The organism is Streptosporangium heterodermiicola (genome assembly GCF_051390675.1).
Taxonomy (GTDB): domain Bacteria; phylum Actinomycetota; class Actinomycetes; order Streptosporangiales; family Streptosporangiaceae; genus Streptosporangium.
Map to the genome: position 1 here is coordinate 196,061 of NZ_JBPJSR010000015.1, position 23,972 is coordinate 220,032.

At 71.9% G+C, this 23,972-nt stretch carries 28 protein-coding genes; 13 read left to right on the forward strand and 15 right to left on the reverse strand.

Annotated features, from left to right (window positions below; all coding sequences use genetic code 11):
* Window positions 1-51: 51 nt before the first annotated feature.
* The 4 genes from ACSC1Q_RS29565 (at window position 52) to ACSC1Q_RS29580 (ending at window position 2,934) form a co-directional block, all read left to right on the forward strand.
* Entirely contained in the window at window positions 52-846 is a 795-nt protein-coding gene (locus tag ACSC1Q_RS29565; RefSeq protein WP_436761958.1) for a DoxX family protein, read from the forward strand.
* Window positions 847-1,180: 334 nt separating this feature from the next.
* Window positions 1,181-1,921, forward strand: coding sequence for a hypothetical protein (locus tag ACSC1Q_RS29570; RefSeq protein ID WP_436761959.1), 741 nt, complete (start codon window positions 1,181-1,183; stop codon window positions 1,919-1,921).
* Window positions 1,922-1,924: 3 nt separating this feature from the next.
* Window positions 1,925-2,764, forward strand: coding sequence for a J domain-containing protein (locus ACSC1Q_RS29575; RefSeq protein ID WP_436761960.1), 840 nt, complete (start codon window positions 1,925-1,927; stop codon window positions 2,762-2,764).
* A complete protein-coding gene (locus tag ACSC1Q_RS29580; protein ID WP_436762007.1) occupies window positions 2,650-2,934 on the forward strand; it encodes a hypothetical protein in 285 nt (94 codons plus the stop codon). The genes ACSC1Q_RS29575 and ACSC1Q_RS29580 overlap by 115 nt, the downstream gene beginning before the upstream one ends.
* A 237-nt stretch (window positions 2,935-3,171) precedes the next feature.
* Here the strand turns inward: ACSC1Q_RS29580 and ACSC1Q_RS29585 are convergent, their stop codons facing one another.
* Window positions 3,172-3,555 (reverse strand): winged helix-turn-helix transcriptional regulator, encoded by a 384-nt coding sequence (locus tag ACSC1Q_RS29585; RefSeq protein ID WP_436761961.1) that lies wholly within the window; start codon window positions 3,553-3,555, stop codon window positions 3,172-3,174.
* 63 nt (window positions 3,556-3,618) lie between these two features.
* Between ACSC1Q_RS29585 and ACSC1Q_RS29590 the strand changes: the two genes are divergently transcribed.
* Entirely contained in the window at window positions 3,619-4,275 is a 657-nt protein-coding gene (locus ACSC1Q_RS29590; RefSeq protein WP_436761962.1) for an NADPH-dependent F420 reductase, read from the forward strand.
* Between the two features lie 104 nt (window positions 4,276-4,379).
* Here ACSC1Q_RS29590 and ACSC1Q_RS29595 read toward each other — a convergent pair whose 3' ends face one another.
* The 3 genes from ACSC1Q_RS29595 to ACSC1Q_RS29605 all read right to left on the reverse strand — a co-directional run bounded on the left by ACSC1Q_RS29595 (window position 4,380) and on the right by ACSC1Q_RS29605 (window position 7,587).
* Complete coding sequence (locus ACSC1Q_RS29595) at window positions 4,380-6,740, reverse strand: M28 family peptidase (protein WP_436761963.1); 2,361 nt, start codon at window positions 6,738-6,740, stop codon at window positions 4,380-4,382.
* A gap of 191 nt (window positions 6,741-6,931) precedes the next feature.
* Window positions 6,932-7,222, reverse strand: a complete 291-nt coding sequence (locus ACSC1Q_RS29600) for a hypothetical protein (protein ID WP_436761964.1) — start codon at window positions 7,220-7,222, stop codon at window positions 6,932-6,934.
* Complete coding sequence (locus ACSC1Q_RS29605; protein ID WP_436761965.1) at window positions 7,219-7,587, reverse strand: hypothetical protein; 369 nt, start codon at window positions 7,585-7,587, stop codon at window positions 7,219-7,221. The genes ACSC1Q_RS29600 and ACSC1Q_RS29605 overlap by 4 nt, the downstream gene beginning before the upstream one ends.
* Before the next feature lie 249 nt (window positions 7,588-7,836).
* On the opposite strand from ACSC1Q_RS29605, the gene ACSC1Q_RS29610 reads away from it, so the two are divergent.
* Entirely contained in the window at window positions 7,837-7,992 is a 156-nt protein-coding gene (locus ACSC1Q_RS29610) for a helix-turn-helix domain-containing protein (RefSeq protein ID WP_436761966.1), read from the forward strand.
* 441 nt (window positions 7,993-8,433) lie between these two features.
* Here the strand turns inward: ACSC1Q_RS29610 and ACSC1Q_RS29615 are convergent, their stop codons facing one another.
* Together ACSC1Q_RS29615 and ACSC1Q_RS29620 are read right to left on the reverse strand one after the other, a co-directional pair.
* The gene (locus tag ACSC1Q_RS29615; protein WP_436761967.1) at window positions 8,434-8,940 is read right to left on the reverse strand and encodes a nitroreductase family deazaflavin-dependent oxidoreductase; all 507 of its coding nucleotides are present in this window, start codon (window positions 8,938-8,940) and stop codon (window positions 8,434-8,436) included.
* On the reverse strand, window positions 8,940-9,230 hold the full coding sequence (locus ACSC1Q_RS29620) for a hypothetical protein (RefSeq protein WP_436761968.1): 291 nt from the start codon (window positions 9,228-9,230) through the stop codon (window positions 8,940-8,942). The genes ACSC1Q_RS29615 and ACSC1Q_RS29620 overlap by 1 nt, the downstream gene beginning before the upstream one ends.
* 101 nt (window positions 9,231-9,331) lie before the next feature.
* On the opposite strand from ACSC1Q_RS29620, the gene ACSC1Q_RS29625 reads away from it, so the two are divergent.
* Window positions 9,332-9,721 carry a winged helix-turn-helix transcriptional regulator gene (locus ACSC1Q_RS29625; RefSeq protein WP_436761969.1) on the forward strand — a complete coding sequence of 130 codons (390 nt, stop codon included), beginning with the start codon at window positions 9,332-9,334 and terminating at the stop codon, window positions 9,719-9,721.
* Between the two features lie 52 nt (window positions 9,722-9,773).
* Here the strand turns inward: ACSC1Q_RS29625 and ACSC1Q_RS29630 are convergent, their stop codons facing one another.
* The 3 genes from ACSC1Q_RS29630 to ACSC1Q_RS29640 form a co-directional block, all read right to left on the reverse strand.
* Window positions 9,774-10,196, reverse strand: a complete 423-nt coding sequence (locus ACSC1Q_RS29630; RefSeq protein WP_436761970.1) for a hypothetical protein — start codon at window positions 10,194-10,196, stop codon at window positions 9,774-9,776.
* A gap of 149 nt (window positions 10,197-10,345) precedes the next feature.
* Window positions 10,346-10,810 carry a DUF6463 family protein gene (locus ACSC1Q_RS29635; protein ID WP_436761971.1) on the reverse strand — a complete coding sequence of 155 codons (465 nt, stop codon included), beginning with the start codon at window positions 10,808-10,810 and terminating at the stop codon, window positions 10,346-10,348.
* Window positions 10,807-11,433 carry a DUF2867 domain-containing protein gene (locus ACSC1Q_RS29640; RefSeq protein WP_436761972.1) on the reverse strand — a complete coding sequence of 209 codons (627 nt, stop codon included), beginning with the start codon at window positions 11,431-11,433 and terminating at the stop codon, window positions 10,807-10,809. Before ACSC1Q_RS29640 ends, ACSC1Q_RS29635 begins: the two co-directional genes overlap by 4 nt.
* A gap of 93 nt (window positions 11,434-11,526) precedes the next feature.
* On the opposite strand from ACSC1Q_RS29640, the gene ACSC1Q_RS29645 reads away from it, so the two are divergent.
* Complete coding sequence (locus ACSC1Q_RS29645) at window positions 11,527-12,069, forward strand: TetR/AcrR family transcriptional regulator (RefSeq protein ID WP_436761973.1); 543 nt, start codon at window positions 11,527-11,529, stop codon at window positions 12,067-12,069.
* A 45-nt stretch (window positions 12,070-12,114) separates the two neighbouring features.
* Here ACSC1Q_RS29645 and sthA read toward each other — a convergent pair whose 3' ends face one another.
* From sthA to ACSC1Q_RS29665, 4 genes are all read right to left on the reverse strand, one after another.
* Window positions 12,115-13,518 carry a Si-specific NAD(P)(+) transhydrogenase gene (gene sthA / locus ACSC1Q_RS29650; RefSeq protein ID WP_436761974.1) on the reverse strand — a complete coding sequence of 468 codons (1,404 nt, stop codon included), beginning with the start codon at window positions 13,516-13,518 and terminating at the stop codon, window positions 12,115-12,117.
* A gap of 240 nt (window positions 13,519-13,758) precedes the next feature.
* A complete protein-coding gene (locus ACSC1Q_RS29655; protein ID WP_436761975.1) occupies window positions 13,759-14,004 on the reverse strand; it encodes a metallothionein in 246 nt (81 codons plus the stop codon).
* 57 nt (window positions 14,005-14,061) lie between these two features.
* The gene (locus ACSC1Q_RS29660; protein WP_436761976.1) at window positions 14,062-14,928 is read right to left on the reverse strand and encodes an nSTAND1 domain-containing NTPase; all 867 of its coding nucleotides are present in this window, start codon (window positions 14,926-14,928) and stop codon (window positions 14,062-14,064) included.
* Window positions 14,910-15,377: a protein kinase domain-containing protein gene (locus ACSC1Q_RS29665; protein WP_436761977.1), complete on the reverse strand. Its 468-nt coding sequence runs from the start codon at window positions 15,375-15,377 to the stop codon at window positions 14,910-14,912. Before ACSC1Q_RS29665 ends, ACSC1Q_RS29660 begins: the two co-directional genes overlap by 19 nt.
* A gap of 149 nt (window positions 15,378-15,526) precedes the next feature.
* On the opposite strand from ACSC1Q_RS29665, the gene ACSC1Q_RS29670 reads away from it, so the two are divergent.
* Window positions 15,527-15,691, forward strand: coding sequence for a hypothetical protein (locus tag ACSC1Q_RS29670; protein WP_436761978.1), 165 nt, complete (start codon window positions 15,527-15,529; stop codon window positions 15,689-15,691).
* Here the strand turns inward: ACSC1Q_RS29670 and ACSC1Q_RS29675 are convergent.
* Together ACSC1Q_RS29675 and ACSC1Q_RS29680 are read right to left on the reverse strand one after the other, a co-directional pair.
* Complete coding sequence (locus tag ACSC1Q_RS29675; RefSeq protein ID WP_436761979.1) at window positions 15,688-16,014, reverse strand: SDR family oxidoreductase; 327 nt, start codon at window positions 16,012-16,014, stop codon at window positions 15,688-15,690. The genes ACSC1Q_RS29670 and ACSC1Q_RS29675 overlap by 4 nt on opposite strands.
* Window positions 16,015-16,197: 183 nt before the next feature.
* Window positions 16,198-19,734: a protein kinase domain-containing protein gene (locus ACSC1Q_RS29680; protein ID WP_436761980.1), complete on the reverse strand. Its 3,537-nt coding sequence runs from the start codon at window positions 19,732-19,734 to the stop codon at window positions 16,198-16,200.
* Between the two features lie 74 nt (window positions 19,735-19,808).
* On the opposite strand from ACSC1Q_RS29680, the gene sigJ reads away from it, so the two are divergent.
* The 4 genes from sigJ to ACSC1Q_RS29700 all read left to right on the forward strand — a co-directional run bounded on the left by sigJ (window position 19,809) and on the right by ACSC1Q_RS29700 (window position 23,871).
* Window positions 19,809-20,738, forward strand: a complete 930-nt coding sequence (gene sigJ, locus ACSC1Q_RS29685) for an RNA polymerase sigma factor SigJ (RefSeq protein WP_436761981.1) — start codon at window positions 19,809-19,811, stop codon at window positions 20,736-20,738.
* Window positions 20,735-21,199, forward strand: a complete 465-nt coding sequence (locus ACSC1Q_RS29690) for a carboxymuconolactone decarboxylase family protein (protein ID WP_436761982.1) — start codon at window positions 20,735-20,737, stop codon at window positions 21,197-21,199. Before sigJ ends, ACSC1Q_RS29690 begins: the two co-directional genes overlap by 4 nt.
* Before the next feature lie 715 nt (window positions 21,200-21,914).
* On the forward strand, window positions 21,915-22,661 hold the full coding sequence (locus ACSC1Q_RS29695; RefSeq protein ID WP_436761983.1) for a pyridoxamine 5'-phosphate oxidase family protein: 747 nt from the start codon (window positions 21,915-21,917) through the stop codon (window positions 22,659-22,661).
* A 394-nt stretch (window positions 22,662-23,055) separates the two neighbouring features.
* Window positions 23,056-23,871 carry an SDR family oxidoreductase gene (locus tag ACSC1Q_RS29700; protein ID WP_436761984.1) on the forward strand — a complete coding sequence of 272 codons (816 nt, stop codon included), beginning with the start codon at window positions 23,056-23,058 and terminating at the stop codon, window positions 23,869-23,871.
* The last annotated feature ends 101 nt before the right edge of the window (window positions 23,872-23,972 follow it).

Sequence of the window (23,972 nt, forward strand, 5' to 3'; positions counted from 1 at the left end):
CTATCGGTCAAGCATGGGCAGGAACGGGGAATCTAACCAGAATGAGGAACCGTGCGACAAACCCTCCATGATCTTGCTTCCCTGGCCGCGAGGCTGGGCGTGGGCGGGATCTTCTTCGCCAACGGCTGGCACAAGCTCGAAGCGGGCCTGAACGCCACCGCCGAGCAGTTCACCAGCCTGGGTGCCTCCGGGCCCTACGTGTGGGCCGCCACCACCATGCTGACGGAGCTCATCGGCGGCGCGCTGCTGGTGGCCGGCCTCGCGGTGCCCGCGTGCGGGCTGCTGCTGTTCGCCGAGGCCCTCGCCGTGTTCGTCCTGGCCAGCGGCGAGACGGGCCTGCCGCTCACCGGCGGCGACGCCAAGCTGATCGTGGCCCTCGGGGCCGCCTCCATCCTGCTCGCGGTCGGCGGCGCGGGCCGCCTCTCGGTCGACCACATGGTGGTGATCAAGCGCCGCGAGGCCGAGGCCGCCGAGGACTTCGCCGCCGAGGCGGAGGCCGACGACGTCATCGCCGCGCTGCGCGAGCCGGAGGCGACCCCGGCACCCGCCCCCGTACGGCCCGGCGCGGGGAAGAGGCCCGGCGAGTCCGCTCCGCCCGCCTCGCAGCGGCCGGTGGAAGAACCCGCCTCGGGGGAACCCGCCTCGGAGGGCGCCACCGACACCGCGGAGTTCCCCGCCGCCACCCGTCCCCGTACGCGCACCCGCAAGCCCCCGTCCGGTGCCGCCACGTCCGTGCCGCCCGCGACACCCGCGACCACGCCCGCGCCGGTCGCGACGCCCGCGCCCGGCAAGGCGGGCGACACCCTCGTGGCCGGGAAGAAGGACAGGCCCTCCCCGGAGAGCTGACCGGCTAAAACGACATATTTCTCTTTTAGGACATAAGGCTTTCTTCTCCGTTTAATGAGATTCGCGGGGAGGTGCCGTACCCGCACAATGAGCGGATGCGCCTCCCCGGCTGGTTCGCGGAGCGGGTCGCCTTTAGTGCCCTTAAGCACCCAAAAAGCGAAATAAGATTATAAAATTTAATATGGAGGGACCGGTATCGTCGCGGATTCACCCTTTTCACGGAGAGTGCACGCGCGGCGTTCACATTAGGGCGATAAGCCGACCATTGTTGTGATCGCATAACAAAAACGGGCTATCGCGTCACACGTCAAATGTGCCGGGAAAAATGAAGGCCATGGCCGACTTCGGAGAACTCGACCGCCCCCGGAACCAGCCGATCGCCCCGCCGGGCTCGAACCTTCCCTCCCGAGGCCGGGAAGGCGGGAACGACCGGCCGCCGATATACCCGGCGGGCGAGGTCCCCACCGTCCCGGACATGGCCGGCAGGGAGCGCTCGTGGGAGATGCTCAATCCGGTCGTACGGCAGAAGATGGAGACGCGTGCCGGCGAGGTGCTGGAATGGTGGGCCCACCAGTGGAGCGCCGAGCAGATCTACGGGGTCGTCCTCGGCACCCACGCGCTCTGCGAGGCCACCCCGATCGTGTCGGCGGCCGGACGCCGCCAGCACGAGATCACCTACCTGCCTCTCGACCCCGCGTCCTTCCGCTTCGAGGAGATCCACGACCGTACCCTTCCCACCGGCGCGGGCGGGACGCGGGCGGAGGCGGGCGTGACGGCGACCGGCCAGGACAGTCGGTTCAGCCAGGGCTTCCGGGACTTCCTCGGCCACCTGCCGCACCGCGCCCAGGTCCTCCTCCAGGAGCCTTTCGGCGGCGGGGAGAAGCCGAGATCCTTCTGGTACTACGAGGATTCCGACAATCTCGTGGCCTCCGGATGGAGCGTCTGGTGTTACATCACCGACGGCCGCAGGGTGACGTTCGCGTCGGGAACGCGTTCGCGGCCGAGAGGCCGTGCGGGTAGCCCGTTCACGTGGCGTCTCATCTGCCGGATCGCCCACGTGGCCGGAAGGCACTGAGGAATGACGGACCGGAGGTTCGAGTGTCTGGACGCTCGTAACGCTTACGAAGTCCTCAACCTCCCGCACGACGCGGACGCCCAAGAGATCAAAACGTCATACCGGCGCCTGGCTCAAACCACCCACCCCGACAAGACGGGGATAAACAACAGCCGGGCGTTCAATCTGGCGCGCTGCGCCTACGAGATCCTGTCGGACGCCGGCACCAGAGCCGCCTACGACGCGTTTCTGACGGAGCGCCTCACCCGACCGCCAGAAACGGCTACGGAACACCACCCCCACACCTCTGACGCCTATCCCGACTCCCCCAGCTCCCCCGACGAAGACACCGCCTCGGACGGCGAGTGGACCCGGACCCGGTCCGGCTTCGGTCCGTCCAGGGATCGCACCGGATCCGGCCGGGGTCAGGGGTACGACGAACCCTCCCAGGAGGCACCGTGGTGGGAGAGCCCGCCAGAGTCCGGGCAGCCTGATCAGCACCAGCAACGCGACCGGTATCAGCAGCCCGGCCAGTACTGGGAGCCCGGTCAGTACTGGAAGCCCGAACACCCACAGACCGGCCATTACCACCAACCCGGCTACGACCAACCTGGTTACGGCCAACCCGGATACGGCCAACCCAACTACGGACAGCCTGACTACAGCCAACCCGGTTACGGCCAGCCTGACTACGGCCGACCTGCATACGGCCAGCCTGGTCACGGGCGGCCCGACTACGGCCGTCAACCATGGGCCGACCGCCCCGGCCCGTGGTCGGCGCCCCGACCCCGGTTCCCGAACTGGGAGTCCTGCCTTTCGTGCTCGGCGCCATCAGCATGCTCGGCTGCTCTCTGCTCGGGATGACGGCGATCGTCTTCGGGGTCCTGGCCCACGTCGAGAAGAGCAAGGGCGACTACCGCCAGGCGGAGGTGATGCAGCACCGCGGGTCTGTGTGCGGGTGGTGGGGCCTCGCGCTGACCGTGATCATCATGATCGTCGTGCTCGTCTCGCTCGCCACCGACTCCTCCCCATAGGCAAGCCAACTCATGGGCAAGCTGAGTCATGGACGGGCCGACTCATGGACAGGCTCGCTCACGACGGGCCGACTCGTAGGCGGGCTGACGAGAACCGCTCCCGCGAGAACGGGAACAAAAACACCCGAACGCCCGAAAAGCGGCACCGGCGGTCACAAGGCGGGCACCTCGGTGTCCCGCGCCCGTTCCCCCAGGCCGCGACGCACCCAGGACCGCCCTCGGCCGACCCGTACGACGTCACCCGGTGACACCCTCGGCGCGGTCCTGGGCGTCGAGGACCTCGTCGCCGTGCTCGAAGGCCCACTCCCCGAAGGCCCCGATCAGCGGCACCAGCGTCTGCCCCAGGTCGGTGAGCCCGTACTCGACCCGGGGCGGCGCCTCGGCGTAGGCCCGCCGGGAGACGATGCCGTTGTACTCCAGCCTGCGCAGGGTCTCGGTGAGCACCTTCGCGCTGATCCCGCCGATCTCCTCGCGTAGCTCGCCGGGACGCCGGGGACCGGCGCGCAGGGCCCAGACGACGACGGCGTTCCAGGTGTTGCCGACCAGGTCGAAGGCGAGCCTGGCGCGGCAGTCGGCGAGGAACACGCGGGGGTCCTCCAGTCTCTCCGAGGCGTCACGCACCGAACGGTGCCTGACGAACTTTCTACCTTCGTCCTACACCAGCAGTCGAGCAGGGGAGGACGGATGCGCATCGGCATCCTCGGAGCGGGCCGCATGGCGGACGCGCTCGGAACGCACTGGGCCCGCGCGGGCCACGAACTGACGGTGAGCGGCCGGGACCCGGCCAAAGCCGCCGCCCTGGCGGACAGGCTCGGACCCGCCGCGCGGGCGGGCACCTGGGAGGAGGCGGCGGTCTTCGGCGAGGTGACGCTGCTCGCCGTACGCGACTATGCCGTGACCGAGGTCCTGGAGGCCGCCGGAGCCTCCCGGGGGACGCTGGACGGGCGGGTGGTCGCCGACTGCGTCAACCCGGTCGTGCAGGGACGGTTCACCCTGGCCACCGAGGGCGGCCCCTCGATGGCACGACGCGTCGCGGAGACGACCGGGGCCCACGTCGTCAAGGCGTTCAACCTGTGCCACGAGGACGTCTGGCGGATGACGCCGCCCGCCTTCGACGGCGTCCCGCTGGCGGTGCCCCTCTGCGGCGACGACCCCGCCGCGCTGGCCGCCGTACGCTCCCTCGTCACCGATCTCGGATGCGTGCCGGTCGACGGCGGCGGCCTGGAACGCGCGGGCCTGCTGGAGGCGACCGCGGCGTTCGTGATCGGCCTCTGGGTCGGCGGCGCGGACGCCCGCGCGGTACTGCCCCCCTTGGAGTACGCCTTCGGCGCCCCCGGCTGACCACGTGCCGGTGGGCTCCTCCCGGCGCACGGGGCACAGGTCGTACGTTCGCGCGCCCTGCCGAGTTCGGAGGCGGACGGCTCTGGACCCCACCGGCTCACGCCTCACAGGTCGTACGTCCGGGTGACCGCGACGAGGTCGCCGTCCTCGCGGGTCGAGGCCACCAGGCCCGGTGGCCTCGGCAGGTAGCCGGGCACCGTGGAGAGCCCGTACGTCTCGGCGATCGCGGTGACCCGCAGCCGGTCCGCGCGCGGGACGCGCAGGGTGATCTCGGCTCCCTCGCGCGGCAGGTCGCGGAACCGGACCTCGCCGGGCCAGGTGCCGGTGCGGACACCGACGACGGCGACGGTCACCGGCCTGTTCCCCGCGACGGCCGCCGTCGCCCCGGTGATCGGGTGATCCACCCGCAGTGTCACCCCGCGCACGGCGCGTCCGGCGGTCACCCGCAGCGTGACGGTGTCCCCGCTCCGTGAGAGCACCGTCACCCGTGGCCCTCCGGCCCTGATCGCCGGGGCGGGGCCGGTCCACAGCTCGCCGCGCGCGTAGCCCGGGGGCAGCTCCCCCACGTCGCGGCCGGACACGTACCCCCGGGTCCATCCGGCCGGATCGGCGTCGGCGCTGACCCAGCGGGCCACCAGGGTGTCGGCGTTCAGCACGTACGCCAGATGCGCGCGCCGGGGATGCCCCTCGTCGAACCTGTCCACCGCGAGCCCGAGGCCGACCAGCGACACCGTGAGCGCGACCGCGATCGAGGGCGCCGCGACGGCCGTGAGGCGGCTCAGGCCCCGGTGGGGGGTGGGGAGCGGGAGTTCCGCGAGCGGCAGCAGCGTGAGACCGAAGACGGCGAACACCAGGGCTCCCGCGCCGCCGAGCGCGAGCCCCATCCCGTCCAGCGCGTTCCCGGCCAGAGCCGGGAGCAGCAGCGCGGACGCGACCGCCCCGAAGGTCACCGCGACGACCCGCCACACCGGGAATCGCGGGAGCAGCAGCGCGACGATCCCGCCGAGCGCGCAGCACAGCGCCGGGAGGGTGAGGACGAAGGACGCCCCCGGCGCGGCCCACGCGCAGAGCGCGCCCAGCGCGGCCGGCCACGCCAGCGCCCCGACCGCGAGCGCCGCGGGCCCGATCCGGCGGCGCAGGGGGAGGTACCAGCTCAGCAGGGCCAGTCCCGCCATGGCGGCGACGGCGGCCTGGTACGCCAGTGGCCGGTGCAGCAGTCCGCCCATCGTGTCGTAGGCGGGCCGCCAGGCCACCAGCAGCCCCCACGTCCCCTGCGCGAGGACCACCGACAGGCCCAGCGGGAGCAGCGCGGACGCCGCACCGGCGAGCACCCGCGGAACGGAGACCAGCCCCCGCCGCCGCGCGAGGAGGGTCAGTCCCGCCAGGGACAGCACGGCGAGCACCGCCAGGGGCGGGACCAGCCGGCCGGGGTACGTGACCATGGTTCCCAGGACCCGGAAGTAGGTGACGTCGCCGTCGGAGACCAGGGTGGGCAGGGCGGCGTCGCCCAGGGCGCGGGTGAGCGCCAGCATGTTCGAGCCGTGGTGCTGCAGGCTGCCGCGATCGAGGTTGGCGATCGAGTCGTCGGCGGTGTGGTAGCGCGAGGAGCGCTCGATGTAGGCGAAGTTCATGCCGGTGAAGCCCGCTCCGACCAGCGGGGTGAAGTCGGTGTTGTTGGGGAGCATCCGGTACAGCTCGACCATCGAGGAGTCGCCGCGCGGACGCGGGACGGCCTCGGCGAACGTCTCGACCAGCCGCGCGTTGTTCCTGGAGGTCTCGAACATCAGGGACGGCCCACCGACACCGCGCGCCTCCCAGTTGAGCAGCACCCCGCCCCCTCGGGCCAGCGGGTGTTCCCTGACGAAGGCCTCGGCCCCCAGGACCCCGTCCTCCTCGCCGTCGGTCATCAGGAACACCAGGTCATTACGGATGTTCCACCGGCCTTGCTGATCTCCCCGGGCTCCCCGGCCTTCCTGATCTCCCTGGGCGCGCAGCGCGCGCACGGTCTCCAGCATCGCGGCCACGGCCGCGCCGTCGTCCGACGCGCCGGGTCCCATGGCAGCGGAGTCGTAGTGGGCGGCGACCATGACCGTGCCCGTCGGATCCCTGCCGGGCAGGGTCGCCACGATGTTGTCCACCCGCCCGAACGTCGCGAGCCCCGAGGCCGAGCGGGCCCCGACCGCCCGGTGCACCTCGACCCTCATCCCCTCCGCGCGCAACCGCCCGACCAGGTAGTCCCCGGCCCTGTCCGACGCCGGGCTGCCGAGCGGACGCGGCTCGGCGGCGAATCGCCCGAGGTGTTCCAGCGCCCGCCCGGCACTGAACTCCCCGGCCGGGGCCGACGCCGGAAGGGGCCGCATGGTGCTCTCCCCCATCGCGGTCAGCACGACCATTCCCGCCAGCACCAGCAGGCCCGCGATCCCCGCGACGACCCGGCGGGGGACGTCGATCAACTTTTCCGTCATGGCGGGAAACGCTAGGTTTCCCTGTCTGCCCGCCGGAATGATGCGCGTACCCTTGTCCAGCTGCGGTTTTCCACACGCCGACCATCAGGGCCCGGTGACACGGTCCCTTCGAGACCCTTCAAGACCTTTCAAAGACCCTTCAAGGCACGGTGACGCGGGTCCCTCCAGATCCCGCGCCACCGCACCCGTCCCTACCGGGCCCTGCCGGACAGCAGCGCCGTCCAGATCGCCCGAGCCTCGCCGACCGGCCACGTGGAGGTCTCGTGCACCTCGTCGCCCCCGCCGTCGAGCTGGACGGACCGCCGCAGGAACGCCCGTCCAGCGCCCTCGCACAACTCGTAGACCGTGGCCCGGCAGAAACAGGTCCAGGCCACCGAACGCACCCGTCCCAGCACCGGGTACGGCCTCCGCCACTCCAGCCGCGCATGATCACGCTGAGCCATCACCACATGCGGGCTCAGGCACGCGTCCAGAACGGTCACGACATGCTCTCGGCGATCAGTTCCGACAGCGGATGCGTCTCCCTCAGCTCCCGGTAGCGAAACGTGACGCGCCGGGCGGCGCGGTCAGGCTCGGTCACCGGATGCGAGGCATGGACGAACCGCCCGCGCCGGGCGTCCCACCCGGTACGCCACCAGAACCGCGCCCCGTCACACCACACCACCAACCCCACCCAGACCGACACCAGCGCCAGCCCGTAACCGTCGTGAACGTCGGAGGTGACGCCGTGCGTCTCCAGAGCCGTTCGCAGGCTTTCCGCCGCGTGACAGGGATCGACCGTAATCAGAGCCGGGACGGTCTCCCGAGTGTGCCGCCGGAGATCGGCGCCCGTTTCGAAGCTGTTCACAGTGCCGCCCTCAACCGTAGTCATTGACCGCGTCCCCGCACCGGAGCCACCATGGACTGCGCCGTATTCACGTGACGGCGGTTGTCTCCGATGATTACCGAGCAGGGAAACCACCTTTCGCGACAAGGGAGACAATTGATGTCCGCTGGTTCCTTGCCTGTGTAAAGCATCAGGGGTGACAACCGGCAATTCATCGTTGCGCCGGTGCCGCAATGATCGTTGCCGCACCGGCCGGAGGAGGCGTTCAACGTGGTCAGTGGCCCGGACCTGCGAGCGGCGCGGCTTGGAGCGAAGGTCAGTCTCGATGCGCTCTCCACGCGAATCGGCATGTCAAAAGGACACCTCAGCCGGGTGGAGCGCGGACAACGCGAGGCCACTCCCGCCTTACTGCGCGGCTACCAATAGGCACGGCGCATCACCGTCTCCCCCGGACACCACGACAGCGCCCTGGGCCTGGCCCTGTTCGCCCTGGACGAGGACACCCGGGCGCGCGAACGCCTGTCCTCGGCCCTGAACCGGCTGGATTCCGGCCGTACCCGGACCGGGCTGCGCTGCCGCACCCGGCTGGCCGTCCTGCACATGCGCGCCGGAGATCGCGAAGCCGGTGAACGCGAAGCGCGCCAAGCCGTACGGGACGCCACCGGTGTCCGATCCCGGCGCGTGGCGAGCGACCTGCGCATGATGCTCACCGACGCCCGCGCCCACCACATGAACGTGCTCGCCGACGAGCTGACGCACGCGATCACGGAGCAGACGGCGACGTCGGCGGACAGGATATGAGAGGGCACTTCCATCGCGAGGAAGCCGCCGAAGCCACCGTCAACCCTGTGAGCTCGGCAGACCCGCCTACCCGGACGCTACGCCCCTGTTGACCACCTCGGATTCCGGGGGTTCGTCTCCAAGCACCGGCACGGGCGGCCGCTGCGCCCGCTCCACGATCACGACTGGGATGTCTCTGCTGGTCTGCCGCTGGTAGTCCGCGTAGGAAGGCATGATCGAGACCATCAGCAGCCAGAGCGGCGGCTTCTCCTCCGCCGTGGCGGTACGGGCCCGCGCGGCGAAGCTCTCCGTGCCGACCTGCACCGTGACCTCGGGGTCCTCCAGCAGATTGAGGTACCAGGCCGGGTGGTTCGACGCACCGCCGTTAGACGCGGCCAGCACGAGGCGATCACCGTCCCGCCCGTAGACGAGTGCCGTACGGCGCAACTTGCCCGACTTCCGGCCGCGGGTCGTCAGCAGCAGGTCGTTCATGCCCGGACGCGCCTGGCCGCCGGTTTCGAGGAAACCGCGGATGTGCCGGGCGACCCAGGCATTCGGACTGTCGTGAACCTCTTCGCCGGCTCGACTGTCCATCACCCCTCCTCGACGCCGAGATGCGTGCGGTGGTGCCCTGGGGCGTCGATCTCGTCGAACGGCGCGATCGCGAGGTCGGCGTCGGCGTCGGCGTCGGTGTAGGAGGCGCGGCCGGCCGCGTCCGCGTGGGCCGTCCGGTACCGGACGTCGCGCGGACCGCCGTGGTCGAGGTCGCCGTACCTGGCCGGATCACGGACGACGGCGGTGACGTGGTGGCCACGCCCGCGCGCCCCGGCCACGGACGCGCGCCCGGCCCGGCCACCGGCCCCGAAGACCACGATCCCGCTCATCGGATCACCTCTCTCACCAGGGCCGGGCTTGAGCTCCAGCCGATGGCCCGGACACTATCCGGGGCAGTGGTTACCGAGGGGATACCGGATATCGTGGCGTCGTGAACGAACCGCTGGCCCCCGACATGTTCGACGAGCTCTGCCCGTCCGCGCTCTCACCGATCCGGTTCGGCGACAAGTGGGCCGGGATGATCATCCGCTGTCTTGAGCACGGTCCGCGGCGGTTCTCCGAACTGCGGATCCCCCTGCGCGGCATCACCGCGAAGGTGCTCACACAGTCGCTCCGGGGGCTCGAACGGGACGGCCTCGTCTCGCGTACCGCCTACGACGAGGCCGTGCGGCGGGTCGAGTACGAGCTGACCCCGCTCGGCCGCAGCCTGCTGGGACCGATGGCGGTCGCGTGCGCCTGGGCGGAGAGGCACTGGGACGAGTTGCTCGACGCCCGCGAAGCCTACGAAACCCCCGTCTCCGGGGTCGGCCGCGCCTGCTGAGCCCCATGTCCATGACTTCGCCGCGTGGCCTCCACCCGCTCCGGACGGCCCCTTAGAGAAAGAAGATCATCAGAACGGTGAGGCCGAAGCCCAGTGCCACGAACCGTGGTGTCCTGGGGTGCCGGGCGGCCTCCCGGCGCGAGGAGACCACCAGTACGGCGCCCAGGCCCAGCAGCGCGAACACGTACCGGAACCCGCCGAGCAGGGTCCAGACGACGGCTCCCAGGACGAGCAGGACCGAGGAGGAGTGGTGCGCCTGCCGTACGAGCAGGCCGCCGCGCACTTCGTGGCTGATCTCGAACGCCGACCTGTAGGCGGCGCTCATGGGAACGCCGTGCAGCGGCGTGTAGCTGCCGTCGTAGTACACGATCTCGTTACCGGGCGTGTGGAAGAACGCCAGGAAACCGCCGGTGAGCAGGACGATCACGAAGCAGTAGATCAGCATCTCGCCCGCCAGCTGCCTTGCTCTCTCCATTCGGCGTATTCCACTACAAAGATCAGCTCAGGTCCGCCGCGCGTGAATATCGTCCCGGCCACTCGCCCCGTGCTCAGCGAATCGGCCAGATCGTGAACCGCCCGGAACGGCGCCCCTGCAAGCCGCGCGATCCGGTGGAGGGACGAGTGCTACGCCGACCGGGGAGAGGGTTCCCGCCCTGCCGGCCGGGTGACGGGCAGGTCCTCCCTCCGCGCCGCCAGGACGATGAGCGCCCCGGCGACGGTCCCGGCGAAGAACGGGGACGGTACGAGGAGGACGCCGCCCAGCGCGCACCACGCCGCGAGGCCCCAGCCGATCCCGGCCGGCACGGCCACCCCGCGTCCGGCGAGGTGCCAGGTCAGGCACCCCAGGAGGATCAGCGGCACCGAGAAGCTTCCCGGACCGGCCCAGAAGGCGAGGTCGTTCCTGAGTGACTCCACCGTCTTGCCGGCGCCCCCGCCCGTGAACACGAGCGGGACGGCCGCCCACATCCCCCGGTCCACCCATCCGGCGACGCCCTCCCCGGCGATGAGCACCGCCAGGGACAGGTGCCCCGCCCCCAGTACGAGCATGATCCCGCTCGCCCAGCGGAGCAGTCGCCTCCCGGACCTCATCGTGACCGTCCTTCCTCGTGCCCCGCCCCCGCGGAGGCACGATCGCGGTCGCGCCAGGCCTGTTCCCATTGCCGGGTCATGGCCGGATAGACGATGAGATGTCGGAAAGGCGCGATGGCGGCCATGTAGAGCCGCCCGAACCATCCGTTGGGCTTGACGAGGACGGCCATCCGCAGCTCGTGGTCGCCGTTCGCCCCCTGGACCCAGCCGAGGTGCATCACGGCGTGCACGGTCCCGTTCGCCAGCTCGCGCGCGGCCTCCGTGCCGAGCTCGTACACGGCCTTCAGGGGCATCCTCCTGTCGTCCAGGCCGCGGGGAGCGTCGCGGAGGTCGCCCGGCAGGCGGTCGCGGAGCGAGCCGACCCGCTCGCCGACGCCCGCCGACGCCCTGTCCCAGCCGAGGAGCGCGCCGAGTTTCCACCGGACGGCGAACAGGAACCTCGCCGGCCAGGGCAGCCTCACCGATCCGACCGCGGCTCGCAGTGCCGCGAGCATCACCGGGAAGTCGTCGGGCCCGGCTCCGGGGGTGCGGAACGACCACACGTCCTCGACCGAGAAGTCACTCGTGAGTTCGTGGACGCGCCATGGCCGCTCTGTGTGGGTGTTCTCCGCGAGTCTCGGCACGGTTCGGCCCTTCGTTTATACGGTGCCGTATATTTCGTTTGTACGGTACCGTACAACTCCGACGCGATCAATGGACGGAGCCGGATTCCCGCCGTGGCACGCACACCGCGAACCCGCTGGATCGAGGCGGGCCTCGAAGCCCTCGCCCAGGGAGGGCCAGACGCGGTCCGCGTCGAGACGCTCGCCGCCGCGCTCGGCGTGACGAAGGGCGGGTTCTACGGATACTTCGACGGCCGTCCCGCGCTGCTCGCGGAGATGCTCGACGAGTGGGAGCGCCGCTGCACCAAGGAGGTCCTCGCCCAGGTCGACGCCGCCGGCGGAGACGCCTCCGAGAAGATCCGGCGCGCCGGTCATCTGACCTTCTCCGAGGACTTCCACCGGATCGACCTCGCGGTCCGGGCCTGGGCCCGCCACGACCAGGCCGTCGCGGCGCGCCTGCGGCACGTCGACAACGAGCGCATGGAGTTCCTGCGGAGGATGTTCGGCACGTTCGTCACCGACCCCGACGAGATCGAGGCACGCAGCATCCTGGCGTTCGCGCTCGCGATCGGCCGCCACTTCATCGTCGTGGACCACCCCGGGCACACCAAACACGAGGCGATCAAGCTCGCCGGGGATCACCTCCTGCGCCCGTGACCGCGAGCACCCCGGTCCGGGCGGGGATCAGAGCTCTCAGAGCCCTCAGAGCTCGAAGCGGGCCACCCGGCGGAGCTTGTTCGTGGCGTCCAGGGCGGCGACCTTGTAGGACTCGGCCAGGGTGGGGTAGTTGAAGACGGCGTCGACCAGATAGTCGACGGTGCCGCCGCAGCCCATGACGGCCTGGCCGATGTGCAGGAGCTCGGTGGCGCCGGTGCCGAAGACGTGCACGCCGAGCAGGGCGCGGGTCTCCGGGGAGACCAGGAGCTTCAGCATGCCGTAGGTGTCGCCGATGATCTGGCCCCTGGCCAGCTCGCGATAGCGGGAGATGCCGACCTCGAAGGGGACGTGGGAGGCGGTCAGCTCGTCCTCGGTAGGACCGATGAAGCTGATCTCGGGGATGGTGTAGATGCCGATCGGCTGCAGGTGGTGGATGCCGCGCAGCGGTTCGCCGCAGGCGTGGTGGGCGGCGATGCGGCCCTGCTCCATGGAGGTGGCGGCGAGGGAGGGGAAGCCGATGACGTCGCCGACGGCGTAGATGTGCGGCACGGTGGTGCGGTAGTGCTCGTCGACCTGGATGCGGCCCCGGGCGTCGGCGGCCAGCTCCGCGGCCTCCAGGGCGAGCTCGTCGGTCATGCCGTGGCGTCCGGCCGAGTACATCACCGTCTCGGCGGGGATCCGCTTGCCGCTCTCCAGCACGGTCAGCGCGCCCCGGGGGCGGCGCTCCACGGCGGCGACGGTCTCGCCGAAGCGGAAGGTCACGGCCAGGTCGCGCAGGTGGTACTTGAGCGCCTCGACGATCTCCAGGTCACAGAAGTCGAGCATCCGGTCGCGGCGCTCGACCACGGTCACCTTGGTCCCCAGCGCGGCGAACATGGAGGCGTACTCGATGCCGATCACCCCGGCCCCCACGACCACCATCGAGTCGGGAATGTCCTGCAATTTCAGGATTCCGTCAGAGTCGATGATCGCGTGGTCGTCGAACTCCACGGTGTCGGGGCGGGCCGGCCGGGTACCGGTGGCGATGACGATCTTGTCGGCGGTGACCTTGGTCTCGTGGCCGTGCTCGTCGACGACACCGATCGTGTGCGGGTCCACGAAGTGGCCGTGCCCGTTGAGCGTCGTCACGTGGTTGCGCGACAGCTGGCTGCGGATGACGTCGATCTCCCGGCCGATCACGTGCTGGGTGCGGATCCCCAGGTCCGCCGCGGTGATCTCGTCCTTCACCCGGTAGCTCTGGCCGTACATGCCGCGCTGGTTGAGGCCCGTCAGGTGCAGGACGGCCTCGCGCAGCGTCTTGGAGGGGATGGTGCCGGTGTTGATGCACACCCCGCCGAGCATGTTGCGCCGCTCGACGAGCGCGACACGCCGTTCGAGTTTCGCCGCGGCGATCGCGGCCTTCTGCCCGCCCGGCCCGGATCCAAGAACAAGGACATCAAAATCCCACATAGGCCCCAGTGTGAGGGCAGGAGGCGGTCTCAGCCAGACTCACGGAATACCAGATCGTGTCAGTCTCGTTAATACCGCCTCACGCCGTCATGGGAATGCGATGTAACCCGGTGTCCGGACGGCGCCACGCACCGGCGCGGGCCCTGCGCGAGCGCAGAGCGGGCCCTGTGCGGGCACAGCGCGAACCCGCGTGGGCCTGCGCAGGCGCAGAGCGGGCCTGCGCGGGCACGGCCCGGGACCTCACACCCGCGCGCCGACCCGGTCCACGATCGCGGTCGCCCCCTCCTTCCTCGCGCAGTGGGCGCAGCAGAACCAGCGCTGCCCGGCCTCGACGCCGTGCCCGACGATCCGGACCCCGCAGTGCTCGCAGATGGGCGCCATCCGCTGGATCGCGCACTCGAAGCTGTCGAAGACGTGCACCTCGCCCTGGGCGTGCACCTCGAAGCTCATGTCGTAGTCGTTACCGCACGTTTCACAGCTCGCCATGTTTCCCCCCGAAAACTCACGGCATTCCGGTGAAAGTCGTACCCAGGTATCCGCAGGTCAGACAATCCAGCCCACTACGATCATCCCGGCGGCCAGCATCACCAGCATCACGAGCATCACGAGCGCGGCCGTCAGCAGGGGACGCAGCCGGGCGAGCCTCTCGCGCGCCACGAGGCGGGCGCGACCGGCCTCGATCCACTCCCCCAGACGCGGCCAGGCGTACGGAAGCGCCTGGTGGACCAGGCGCGCCTCGTTCCCCCGGTGCGCGACCAGCCCCTCGAAGCCGCGCAGGACGCGCTCGGACCCGGCGGGCACCCTGGCCTCGCGGGCGACCGGCTGCCCGTCGGGGGCGATGGCGACGAGTCTCAGGAACACCCCGGGCGCGCGCTCCCGGTCCGCCGGGCCGAGCGCGGCGTACGCGGACTCCGCCAGCGCTCCCAGCCCGGGGTCGTCGCAGGCCGTACGGACCCTGGCCGCCACCTCGGCCCCCGCCCGCAACAGCGCGGCCGTACCGGGATCTGCCCCCGCCCGCGGTGCGGCCGGTCCGGAATCGGTCCCCGTCCAGGGCGGCGCGGCCGTCCCGGGGTCCGGGGCGCGCCCGGGGAGCAGGGCGATCAGCAGGTCGCGGGCGGCCGGCCTGGCGCGGGGGTCCTTGGCGAGCGCGGCGGCGGCCGACGACCGCAGGAGCGGGGGCAGCGAGCCCAGGTCGGGGTCGAGGGAGAGGATCCGGTGCATCACCGCGCCCAGGCTGCCCGCCGCGAACGGGTCCTCGCGGGTCGCGGCGTACAGCACGATCCCGCCCCAGGCGAACACGTCGGCGGCCGGGCCCGCCGCGCCGCCGGTGAACACCTCGGGCGCCGTGTACGACGGCACGCGAGCCCTGAGCCCGGTGGCGGTCAGCGACGTCACCCGCCCTGGGGCCATCCCGAACCCGGTACCCTGGGACCGTCCTCCCCGAGGATCACGTTGTCGGGCGTGAGGTCGCGGTGGACCACCCCGGCGTCGTGCAGGGCGGTCAGCGCGGTGGCGAGCGCGACCGCGAGGCCGTGCAGGTCGTCGCCGCCGAAGATCCGCCCGGCCCGGCGCAGGCTGGGGCCCTCCACGTACCGGCTGACGATGTACGGCCGGGGCCCGTCGAGGTCGGCGTCCAGCACGTTCGCCGTGCAGGGGGAGGCGACGCGGCGGGCGGCGGCGGCCTCGTCGGGCGCGCCGGCTCCCGGGCGGCCGTGCAGAACCGTCACCGCGACCCGCCCCCCGCCCTGGTCGTACCCCTCGTAGACCACGCCCGGGGCGCCCGCGCCCAGCCGCCCGGCGAGACGGTAGCCACCCAGCCGCCACGGGTCGCCCACGATCAATTCCCGCGCCACTCTCATGCGGTGTTTGATGCGGCCCGCGGAAGGAATGTTTCCCCTGACGGGGACGAACGTCGGATCGTCCCGGGCTTCGAGGAGACCTCGGCGTTCCCGGTTCCGTACCGGACGCGGAAAACGCGCTACCTCCCCCCGGCGGTCCGGCCCGGCCAGTGCCCGCGACGGGCTGGAAGAACACCGGTGCCGCCCGGACCGTGCCGCCCTCGGTCGCCGCGTCGGCGATGCTCCTGGTGAACTCGAAGAACTGGGTGGCGCGCACGACGGAGTACGGGATCGACGAGTTCTCGATCAGCTTCTCCTGGGCGATCTTCGCCTAGAAGTAGCCGCTCCCGGCCAGCCGCCCGGTCCCCACCACCGAGAGCGCGACGTGGTGGCCGACGCCCGCCGCCGCCTCCGTGGCGAGCAGGTTGCGGGTGGAGGTCTCGAAGAACTCCAGGACCGCCGCGTCCTCGAAGGACGGGGAGTTCGACACGTCGATCACCACGTCCGCACCGGCCAGGACGTCGGCGAGCCCCTCGCCGGTGAGAGTGTCGACGCCGGTGTTCGGCGACGCCGCCACCGCCCGGTGGCCCTGCTCGCCGAGCCTCGCCACGAGCTTCGACCCGATCAGGCCGGTACCACCGATTACCACGATCTTCATGACAAACCTTCCTGTCCCCGAGGGTGTCCCTCGCCATCCGGTCACCAGCTAGGACAGGACAGCCCCGCGGCCTGTGACGGCTCCGGCGAGAATCCTTCCGGTCGCGGATTCCCGGCGCCGGGGCGTCACGGGGCTGGGCCTCCCCCGAGCGAGTCCAGAACCCGCACGCGCCGGGAGAGTCGTTCAGGCGGGGCAGACGTCGCGATAGGGCAGGTCCCCCAGGTAGGCGCGCCACTCCCCGCGCGACAGGGTGCGGCCCGCGCGCTCGCAGACCGCCCGCGCCACCGCCTCCGGCTCGACCGGGAACTCGCTCAGGGTGCCCGCCCCGTCCACGGCGATGAGCCGGGCACCGTCGGGGCTGAACGTCAGTGCCCGGAGGTCCCCGGGCTGGGCGACGATCGGCTGGCCGAGGCGGCGCCCGGTCTCGACGTCCCAGATCCCCACCGACCGCTCGGTCACCGCCGCGGCGATGACGTCGCCGCGGGGCGAGTACGTCAGGCGGGTCCCCGCTCCCGCCTCGCCCCGGATCATGGCGCCCACCCGCTTCCTGCCCCGGGTCTCGAACACCGAGATCCGCCCTTCCTGATCGGCGACGGCGAAGCGGCCACCGTCCGCGCCGAAGGCGAGCGCGATCGCCGGGATGCTGACGCTGGACGAGCCGTAGGTCTCGCCGAACGGCTCGCCGGTGCCCGCGTCCAGCAGCCGATGCTCACCGCCCGCGACCGCGAGCGTCCCGCCGTCCGGCGTGAACACCAGCTTCTCGACCATCTCCTGTGGGCGCGACCAGCGGAGCCGTCCACTGGGCACGTCCCAGACGTGGATCTCTCCCTCGGGCTTCACCGCGGCGTCGTAGTAGCGGGTGTACGAGGCCACGGCGGTGCCGTCCGCGCTGATCGCCACGGCCACCTCGCCGTCGCGGGCGGGGGTGACGGTGGTGATCCGCTTGAAGGTGGAGGTGTCCCAGACGGTCACCCGGGAACTGTCCATGCCCCCGTTGACCACCAGCCGCCCTCCGTCGGCGCTGAAGGCCATCTCGAAGTAGCCGTCGGCGCCCCCGGGCCCGATCTCCAGCGAGCCCACGCGCTCACGCCGCCGGACGTCGCGGATCACGATCTCGCTCGCCCCGTCCGCTCTGGAGGCGAGGAGCCGCCCGCCGGGGCTGAGGGCCGCCCAATGGGTCCCCGGACCCTTCAGCGTGACGGGCCTGGTCAGCGCGGAGACGTCGAGGCTCGTCACCGAGTCCTCCGTGAGGTAGCGCAGGGTGCGCCCGTCCGGGTCGAAGGCCACGACGGGTTTGTACGCGTCGATCCGCTGGGTGAGCAGTAGCCTGCCGTCCTGGACCCGCCAGAGCCGCAGGGCCGTGTTCGTCGCCGTGGCCAGGAAGCGCCCGTCGGGGCTGAAGACGAGTTCCTCGGTCGCGCCCTCCTCGAAGCGGACGTCCAGCCTCACCCCGGTGGACGCCTCGCGCAGCTCGATGTCCCTGCCCCTGCCGATGGCGATGGTCGCGCCGTCGGGGCTGTAGACCGTCCTCGGCGCGCAGGTGGCGCAGCGGATCCCCAGCGGGATCCTGCGCAGGCCGTCCAGGGTGAAGGCCATCACCTCGCCGTTGATGTCCCCGGTCGCGAGCCCGCGCCCGTCCGCCGAGACGTCGGCGCTGATGACTCCCCCGACCGGGGAGCGCCTCTGACCGGTCACGATGTTCCAGGCGGTGAACCCCTCCCCTTGCCTGACCAGCAGCCAGTCCTCCGACCGCCCGAAGAACGCGATGGTGTCGCCGCCCGCGTTCCGGTCCTGGACCTTCATGACGGCGCCGGCCGGCCTGCCGGTCCGCATGTCCCAGATCTTCAGCGTCTGGCCGCTGATCACGGCGAGCCGGCCGCCTCGCGGGCTCAGCGCGATCCCGCGCAGCTCGTCGCCGATCCCGGTGAAGCCGTCGGCGCGCCCGCCGGTCCGCACGTCCCAGACGCGCACCTCGCCGTCACTCACGCTGACGAGGGTGCGCCCGTCGGCGCTCAGCGCCCTGAGGGTCTGTATCCCGGCGGCCGGGTCGTGGAAGGTCGCCGTCTCCCGCTGGGCGAGCGAACCGGTGAGGCTCGCCCTCGCCTCGGTCACCGGCGCCAGCCGCCAGGCGGCCACGCTGAGCAGCATCGCCCTCACCGGCTCGGCGATCCGCAACGCGTCGGCCGTCGCGGCGAGCCTGGCGGCCGTCGCCTGGTCGCGCTGGGAGGCGATGACGGCGCTGCGCGCGTCGGCCACCCTGCTCTGCTGCACGGCGAACGCCCCGGCGGCCAGCGCGGCGACCAGCAGCACGGCCAGCGTGCCGGAGAGCGCCCTGCCCCTGCGGGCGCGGCGCCGGGTGAGGGCGGCGCCCGCCTCCAGGAAGTCGCGCTCGACCGGGCTGAGCGTGATGTTGCGGCGTCCGGTGGCCGCCCAGCGCATCGCGTTCTCCAGGCTGCCGCCCTGGAACAGGTCCCCGTCCCTGCGCCCCTGGAGCTGCCAGCGCCGCGCGGCGGTGAGGATGCCCCGGTGCACGGCCAGGCCGTCCCGGTTGGCCTGGACCCACGCGCGCAGCCTGGGCCAGGCCTGCGGCAGCGCGGGCCGCGACAGCCAGACCTCCCGGTCGTCGTGGGTGAGCAGGTACGCGAAGACCTCCACCAGGCGCCGTACCGCCGCGGCCTCGCCCTCCCCGCGCCCGTCGAGGAGCTCGGCCCACTGCGCCTGGCGTACGATCAGCTGGCCGTCGTCGGTCACGGTGACCAGCCGCAGGAAGATCTCGGGGGCCAGCTCCCGCTCGGCGGGGCCGAGCGCGACGTAGGCGTCCTCGGCGAGGGTGCCGAGCGCGGGGTCGGCCGAGGTGGCGCGGACCTGGGCCCCGGCGTCGCTGCCCGCCGCGAGCAGCCTCGGGGTGTCGACGCTCCCGTCACCGCTGACCAGGGCGAGCAGCAGGTCCCTCGCGGCAGGCCTGGACGCGGGGTCCTTGGCGAGCGAGGCGGCGACGAACGGCCGCAGGTGCTCGGGGAGCATGTCCAGCTGGGGTTGCACCGACAGCACCCGGTGCATGATCCCGCCCAGGCTCTCGGCGCGGAACGGGTCGGCGCCCGTCGCGGCGAAGACCATGATCCCGCCCCAGGCGAAGACGTCGACGGCCGTGGTCGCGCGCTGGCCCATGAAGATCTCGGGGGCCATGTAGGTCGGGGTGCCGGCGACCATGCCGGTCGCGGTCAGCGACATGTCCTCCGTGCGGGCGACCCCGAAGTCGATCACCCGTGGGCCGTCCGGGCCCAGCAGGACGTTGTCGGGCTTGAGGTCGCGGTGGATCACCCCGGCCTCGTGGACGGCGGTCAGCGCGGTGGCGACCGCGGTCGCGAGGCGGTGCAGGTCGCCCCCGGTGAAGCGGCGCCCCTCCGCGACGGCCCGGCGCAGGCTGGGGCCCTCCACGTACTCGCTGACGATGTACGGCCTGGGCCCGTCGAGATCGGCGTCCAGCACTCCCGCCGTGCAGAACGAGGCCACCCGGCGGGCGGCGGCGGCCTCGCGGCCGAACCGGTCGCGCAGCTCGGGGTCGGTCCCGGCGTCGCCGTGCAGGACCTTCACCGCGACGCGGGTGCCCTCGGCGTCGTACGCCTCGTAGACCACGCCCTGGCCGCCCGCGCCCAGCCGCCCGGACAGCCAGTAGCCGCCCAGCCTCTGCGGATCACCGTCGATAAGTGTCGTGCTCAACTCACACTCCGTTCACCGGTGGATTAGATGCCCCGGAGGACGGTGGGGTTCGGGCGATGTCACAGACTTGGGACATGTCTCGTCCTCCTTACGTGAACGGTGACGAAGCTCTCGCGGCGGAGTTCGGGGCCATCCGGCCGCGCCTGGTCGGCGTGGCCTACGGCCTGCTCGGCAGCGTCGACGAGGCCGAGGACGTCGTCCAGGACGCCTGGTTCAGGCTGGGCGGGGCGGAACGCTCGGAGATCGGGGACGTCACGGGCTGGCTGGTGGTCACAGTATCGAGACTCGCGCTGGACGTACTGCGTTCGGCGCGCGTACGGCGCGAGGAATACGTCGGGCCGTGGCTGCCGGAGCCGGTGGTCGGCGAGGGCGACCCCGCCGACAGGGTGACCCTGGACGAGTCGATGAGCCTGGCGATGCTGGTGGTGCTGGAGTCGCTCAGCCCCGCCGAGCGCACCTCCTTCGTCCTGCACGACGTGTTCGGGCTGCCTTTCGGGGAGGTGGCGCGCGCGGTCGGGCGCTCCGCCGCCGCGTGCCGGCAGCTCGCGGCCCGCGCCCGCGGGCACGTCGCGGCGCGGGCGCCCCGCTTCGAGGTCGACGAGTCCGAGCACCGCAGGGTGGTCGAGGCCTTCGCGCGGATCGTCCGGGGCGGGGACGGCGACGGCGGTGACGGCGGCGATGACGGCGATGACGGTGACAGCGGCATCGGCGCGCTGGTGGCGCTGCTCGATCCGGACGTGGTGCTGCGCAGCGACGGCGGCGGAGTGGTCGGCGCGGCCCGCAGGCCGGTCCGCGGCTCCGACCGGGTGGGCCGCTTCGTGTTCGGGGTCGTCAGGAAGTCCGGCGGCACCGGGGGGCTCACGGTGACCACGGTCAACGGCCGGGCCGGGCTGCTGTGGGCGTGGAACGGCGGGCTCGCCGTCTACGGGCTGACCGTCTCCGAGGGCCGGATCACCGAGATCGACATCGTGATGAACCCGGAGAAACTGAGGAGTGTTCGATGAAAGAGCGGATGAACATCGGCGAGCTCGCCCCGGAGGCCTACCGGGCCATGCTGGGGCTGGAGAGGTACCTGGCGGAGAGCGGGCTGCCACCCGCCACGAAGGAGCTGGTCAAGCTGCGGGTCAGCCAGATCAACGGCTGCGGCTTCTGCGTCGACATGCACGCCCACGACGCGAAGGCGGCCGGGGAGAGCGACGAGCGGCTGTTCGCGGTGGCGGCCTGGCGGGAGACGCCCTTCTTCGGCGACGCCGAGCGGGCGGCCCTCGCCCTGGCCGAGGAGGCCACCCGGCTCGGTGACCGCGGCGAGACGGTGCCGGACGCGGTGTGGGACGAGGCCGCCAGGCACTACGAGCCGGAGGTGCTGGCCGCGCTGGTCGTGACAATCTCGACGATCAACGCGTGGAACCGGATCGCCGTCACCACCCGCATGGTTCCGGGAACCCTGCGTAGCCAAAACGGTTGATCGAGAGGGGGCGGGCGGACTAGGTTTGGCTCGCACGGGCAACCGTGCGAGCCGGGCGCGCGAGCGTCCGGCGACCGGCGTCATCAGGACGCGGAGCACGGCGAGCCCGGAAAAGAGGAAGATCATGCGGCGACGCACCCAGATCATCCGGCGGCGGAGGCCGCGCCGTCCCGGCCACGCCCCGGGCCTGGACCTGCGCTCCCCCTCGGGGCGCCCGCTCCCCTACTGACCGGTCCCCAGCTGACCTGGCCTTTACGACAGTCTTATGCGGCGATCTGTAGATACTTCTTATAACGGAACCATCACGCCGGGGGGCTCAATGAAGAGACTTGTGGTCGTGCCACCATATGTCGCACGGCTCAAGATCAGGGACATTCGTTCCGCGACACGCCGTGGGGTGACCGGTGACGCCAAGGTCGTCGATCTCAGCGCCTACACGGGCCGCAACGTCCTCCGCTTTCCACGGACGAGCGGTCCCACCTCCGCGGCCTGATCCCCCCTCCGGCCTCCACGCGAAAGACCCGCCACGGCGGGTCTTTCTCCGTTCGGGCCGCCGTTTCCGCTACTGGTCTTTCTTCCAGCGGTCCGCGTCAAGGGACGAACAAGCCCACGAGCGTACAAACCACGGGACCCCCGGAGCGTGGCATCTCGAAGCATGAGACCCCCGGCCCATGGGACACGCGAACCCCGAGGTCACCTGATTGAATATCGCCCCATGAGCGAATTGTCCGCGACCGAGCGCACCCGGCACCGGCGCCTGCGAGAGAAGGGCCGCACCGACCGCGCCGCCCTGTACGAGGTGCTGGGCGCCGGATTCGTCTGCCACCTGGGAGTGATCTCGGACGGCGTGCCCATGGTGGTCCCCACGGTCTACGGCTTCGACACCGAACACCTCTACGTGCACGGCTCGGTGGCCAGCAGGAGCCTGACCGGCCGGGGGCCCGCGCGGCGATCCGCCGAAACCGAGACCGGATCCGAAGGCGCCGACGCGGACGCGGACGGATCAGGGGCCGTGGCGGGCACGGGCCTGGGAACGGTCTGCGTGACGGTCACCCACGTGGACGGCCTCATCCTGGCCAGGTCGGTGTTCGAGCACGGCGTCAACTACCGCTCCGCCATGGTCTACGGCGTCCCGAGGGCCCTGGAGGGCGAGGAGAAGCTGGCCGCGCTGCGGATCCTCACCGAGCGGGCCGCCCCCGGCCAGTGGGAGTACGCCAGGCAGCCCAGCCGCAAGGAGCTCGCCGCGACGACGATCCTCGCGATCTCCCTGGCCGAGGCGTCGGTCAAGGTGAGCGACGGACCGCCCGACGACGGCGAAGGGCCCGACGCGGAGCTGGGGATCTGGGCGGGCCGGCTGCCCCTGGCCACCACCTGGCTCGACCCGGTCCCCGACCCCCTGCTTCCGGCCGGGATCGCCCCTCCCGCCCACATCGCCACCCGGACGGGCACCCGGGCCACCTGACCTCCGGGTGAGCGGAGCGGCCCGGGGTCGTTCGCCCAGGAGATCTCCCCGGGTCGTTCGCCCGGGAGATCCTCCGCGTGGGTGCCCTCGATGTCCGCCGAGGGGTCGCGCGGGTCGGTGGCGAGGTGGACGACCGTGCCGACCCGTCGAGGGCGGGGCCGAGCCCGGCTCCCGTCCTCAGGTCCCCGATGTGCGGTCCGCGCGTGCGGCTCAGCACGCGGACGGGGTGACCGGCCGCGGCGAGGCCGAGCGCGCCGGTCGGCGCGGGCTCGGGGAGCCGGAAGGGCGCGAACAGGCCGCACGCCCACCACGGGGAGGGCGGTGCGCCCGCGACGATCGTTCGTGAGGGAAGGGCCGGTCGCGAGAGGGCCGGCCCTTCCGGCAGGATCGGATCATGACGATCGAGACGAACGACGGTCGCGGCCGGGGATCGCTGGCCGGGCGCGTCGCGGTGGTGACCGGGGTGAGCAGGCGGGCCGGGATCGGTTTCGCGATCGCCCGCGAGCTGCTCGCCGAGGGGGCGAGCGTGCTGGCGCATTCGTGGACGCCGCACGACGCCGATCAGCCGTGGGGCGCCGACCCCGCCGGGACGAAGGGGGTCCTGGAGGAGCTCGGCGGCGAGGGCGAGCGCCTGCGGCACGTGGAGGCCGACTTCGCCGACCCGGGGACGCCCGCGTCGGTGGTCGAGCTGGCGGCGCGGTCCTTCGGCCACGTCGACGTGGTGGTCGCCAACCACGCCCGCAGCGCGCTGGGCACGCTCGAAGAGGTGACCGCGGCCGAACTCGACCTCTCCTGGGCGGTGAACGCCCGCGGGAGCGTGCTGCTGGCGCAGGCCTTCGCCGCCCGGCACGACGACCGGCGGCCCGGCGGGCGGGTGATCCTGTTCACCTCGGGACAGCATCTCGCCCCGATGAGCCAGGAGCTGCCGTACGCCGTCAGCAAGGGCGCGATCCACCAGATGACGCTCAGCCTCGCCGACGCCCTCGCAGACCGGGGCATCACCGTGAACGCGGTCAACCCCGGACCGGTCGACACCGGCTGGGCCGATCCCGACATCACCCGCGAGGTGGGCCGCGCGCTGCCCGCGGGACGGTGGGGGAGGCCGGAGGACGTCGCCCGGCTGGTCCGCTGGCTCGCCTCCGACGACGGCGCCTGGATCACCGGCCAGGTCATCAACTCCGAGGGCGGCTTCCGGCGCTGGGCGATATGACCTCCGGAGTGACCCCCGGACGCCGGGCCGTACGACGGGCCGCCCATGGACGACCTCATGACGGCTCCCGTCACGGCCTCGCGACGGCCTCGCGACGGCCT

What these genes read in the sequence shown, in the direction of transcription:
- ACSC1Q_RS29570 (WP_436761959.1), top strand. Translation starts at nt 1,181, where the DNA reads ATGGCCGACTTCGGAGAACTCGACCGCCCCCGGAACCAGCCGATCGCC.
- ACSC1Q_RS29575 (WP_436761960.1), top strand. Translation starts at nt 1,925, where the DNA reads ATGACGGACCGGAGGTTCGAGTGTCTGGACGCTCGTAACGCTTACGAA.
- ACSC1Q_RS29580 (WP_436762007.1), top strand. Translation starts at nt 2,650, where the DNA reads ATGGGCCGACCGCCCCGGCCCGTGGTCGGCGCCCCGACCCCGGTTCCC.
- ACSC1Q_RS29590 (WP_436761962.1), top strand. Translation starts at nt 3,619, where the DNA reads ATGCGCATCGGCATCCTCGGAGCGGGCCGCATGGCGGACGCGCTCGGA.
- ACSC1Q_RS29595 (WP_436761963.1), bottom strand. Translation starts at nt 6,740, where the DNA reads ATGACGGAAAAGTTGATCGACGTCCCCCGCCGGGTCGTCGCGGGGATC.
- ACSC1Q_RS29615 (WP_436761967.1), bottom strand. Translation starts at nt 8,940, where the DNA reads ATGGACAGTCGAGCCGGCGAAGAGGTTCACGACAGTCCGAATGCCTGG.
- ACSC1Q_RS29620 (WP_436761968.1), bottom strand. Translation starts at nt 9,230, where the DNA reads ATGAGCGGGATCGTGGTCTTCGGGGCCGGTGGCCGGGCCGGGCGCGCG.
- ACSC1Q_RS29630 (WP_436761970.1), bottom strand. Translation starts at nt 10,196, where the DNA reads ATGGAGAGAGCAAGGCAGCTGGCGGGCGAGATGCTGATCTACTGCTTC.
- ACSC1Q_RS29635 (WP_436761971.1), bottom strand. Translation starts at nt 10,810, where the DNA reads ATGAGGTCCGGGAGGCGACTGCTCCGCTGGGCGAGCGGGATCATGCTC.
- sthA (WP_436761974.1), bottom strand. Translation starts at nt 13,518, where the DNA reads ATGTGGGATTTTGATGTCCTTGTTCTTGGATCCGGGCCGGGCGGGCAG.
- ACSC1Q_RS29655 (WP_436761975.1), bottom strand. Translation starts at nt 14,004, where the DNA reads ATGGCGAGCTGTGAAACGTGCGGTAACGACTACGACATGAGCTTCGAG.
- ACSC1Q_RS29660 (WP_436761976.1), bottom strand. Translation starts at nt 14,928, where the DNA reads ATGGCCCCAGGGCGGGTGACGTCGCTGACCGCCACCGGGCTCAGGGCT.
- ACSC1Q_RS29665 (WP_436761977.1), bottom strand. Translation starts at nt 15,377, where the DNA reads ATGAGAGTGGCGCGGGAATTGATCGTGGGCGACCCGTGGCGGCTGGGT.
- ACSC1Q_RS29675 (WP_436761979.1), bottom strand. Translation starts at nt 16,014, where the DNA reads ATGAAGATCGTGGTAATCGGTGGTACCGGCCTGATCGGGTCGAAGCTC.
- sigJ (WP_436761981.1), top strand. Translation starts at nt 19,809, where the DNA reads ATGTCTCGTCCTCCTTACGTGAACGGTGACGAAGCTCTCGCGGCGGAG.
- ACSC1Q_RS29690 (WP_436761982.1), top strand. Translation starts at nt 20,735, where the DNA reads ATGAAAGAGCGGATGAACATCGGCGAGCTCGCCCCGGAGGCCTACCGG.
- ACSC1Q_RS29695 (WP_436761983.1), top strand. Translation starts at nt 21,915, where the DNA reads ATGAGCGAATTGTCCGCGACCGAGCGCACCCGGCACCGGCGCCTGCGA.
- ACSC1Q_RS29700 (WP_436761984.1), top strand. Translation starts at nt 23,056, where the DNA reads ATGACGATCGAGACGAACGACGGTCGCGGCCGGGGATCGCTGGCCGGG.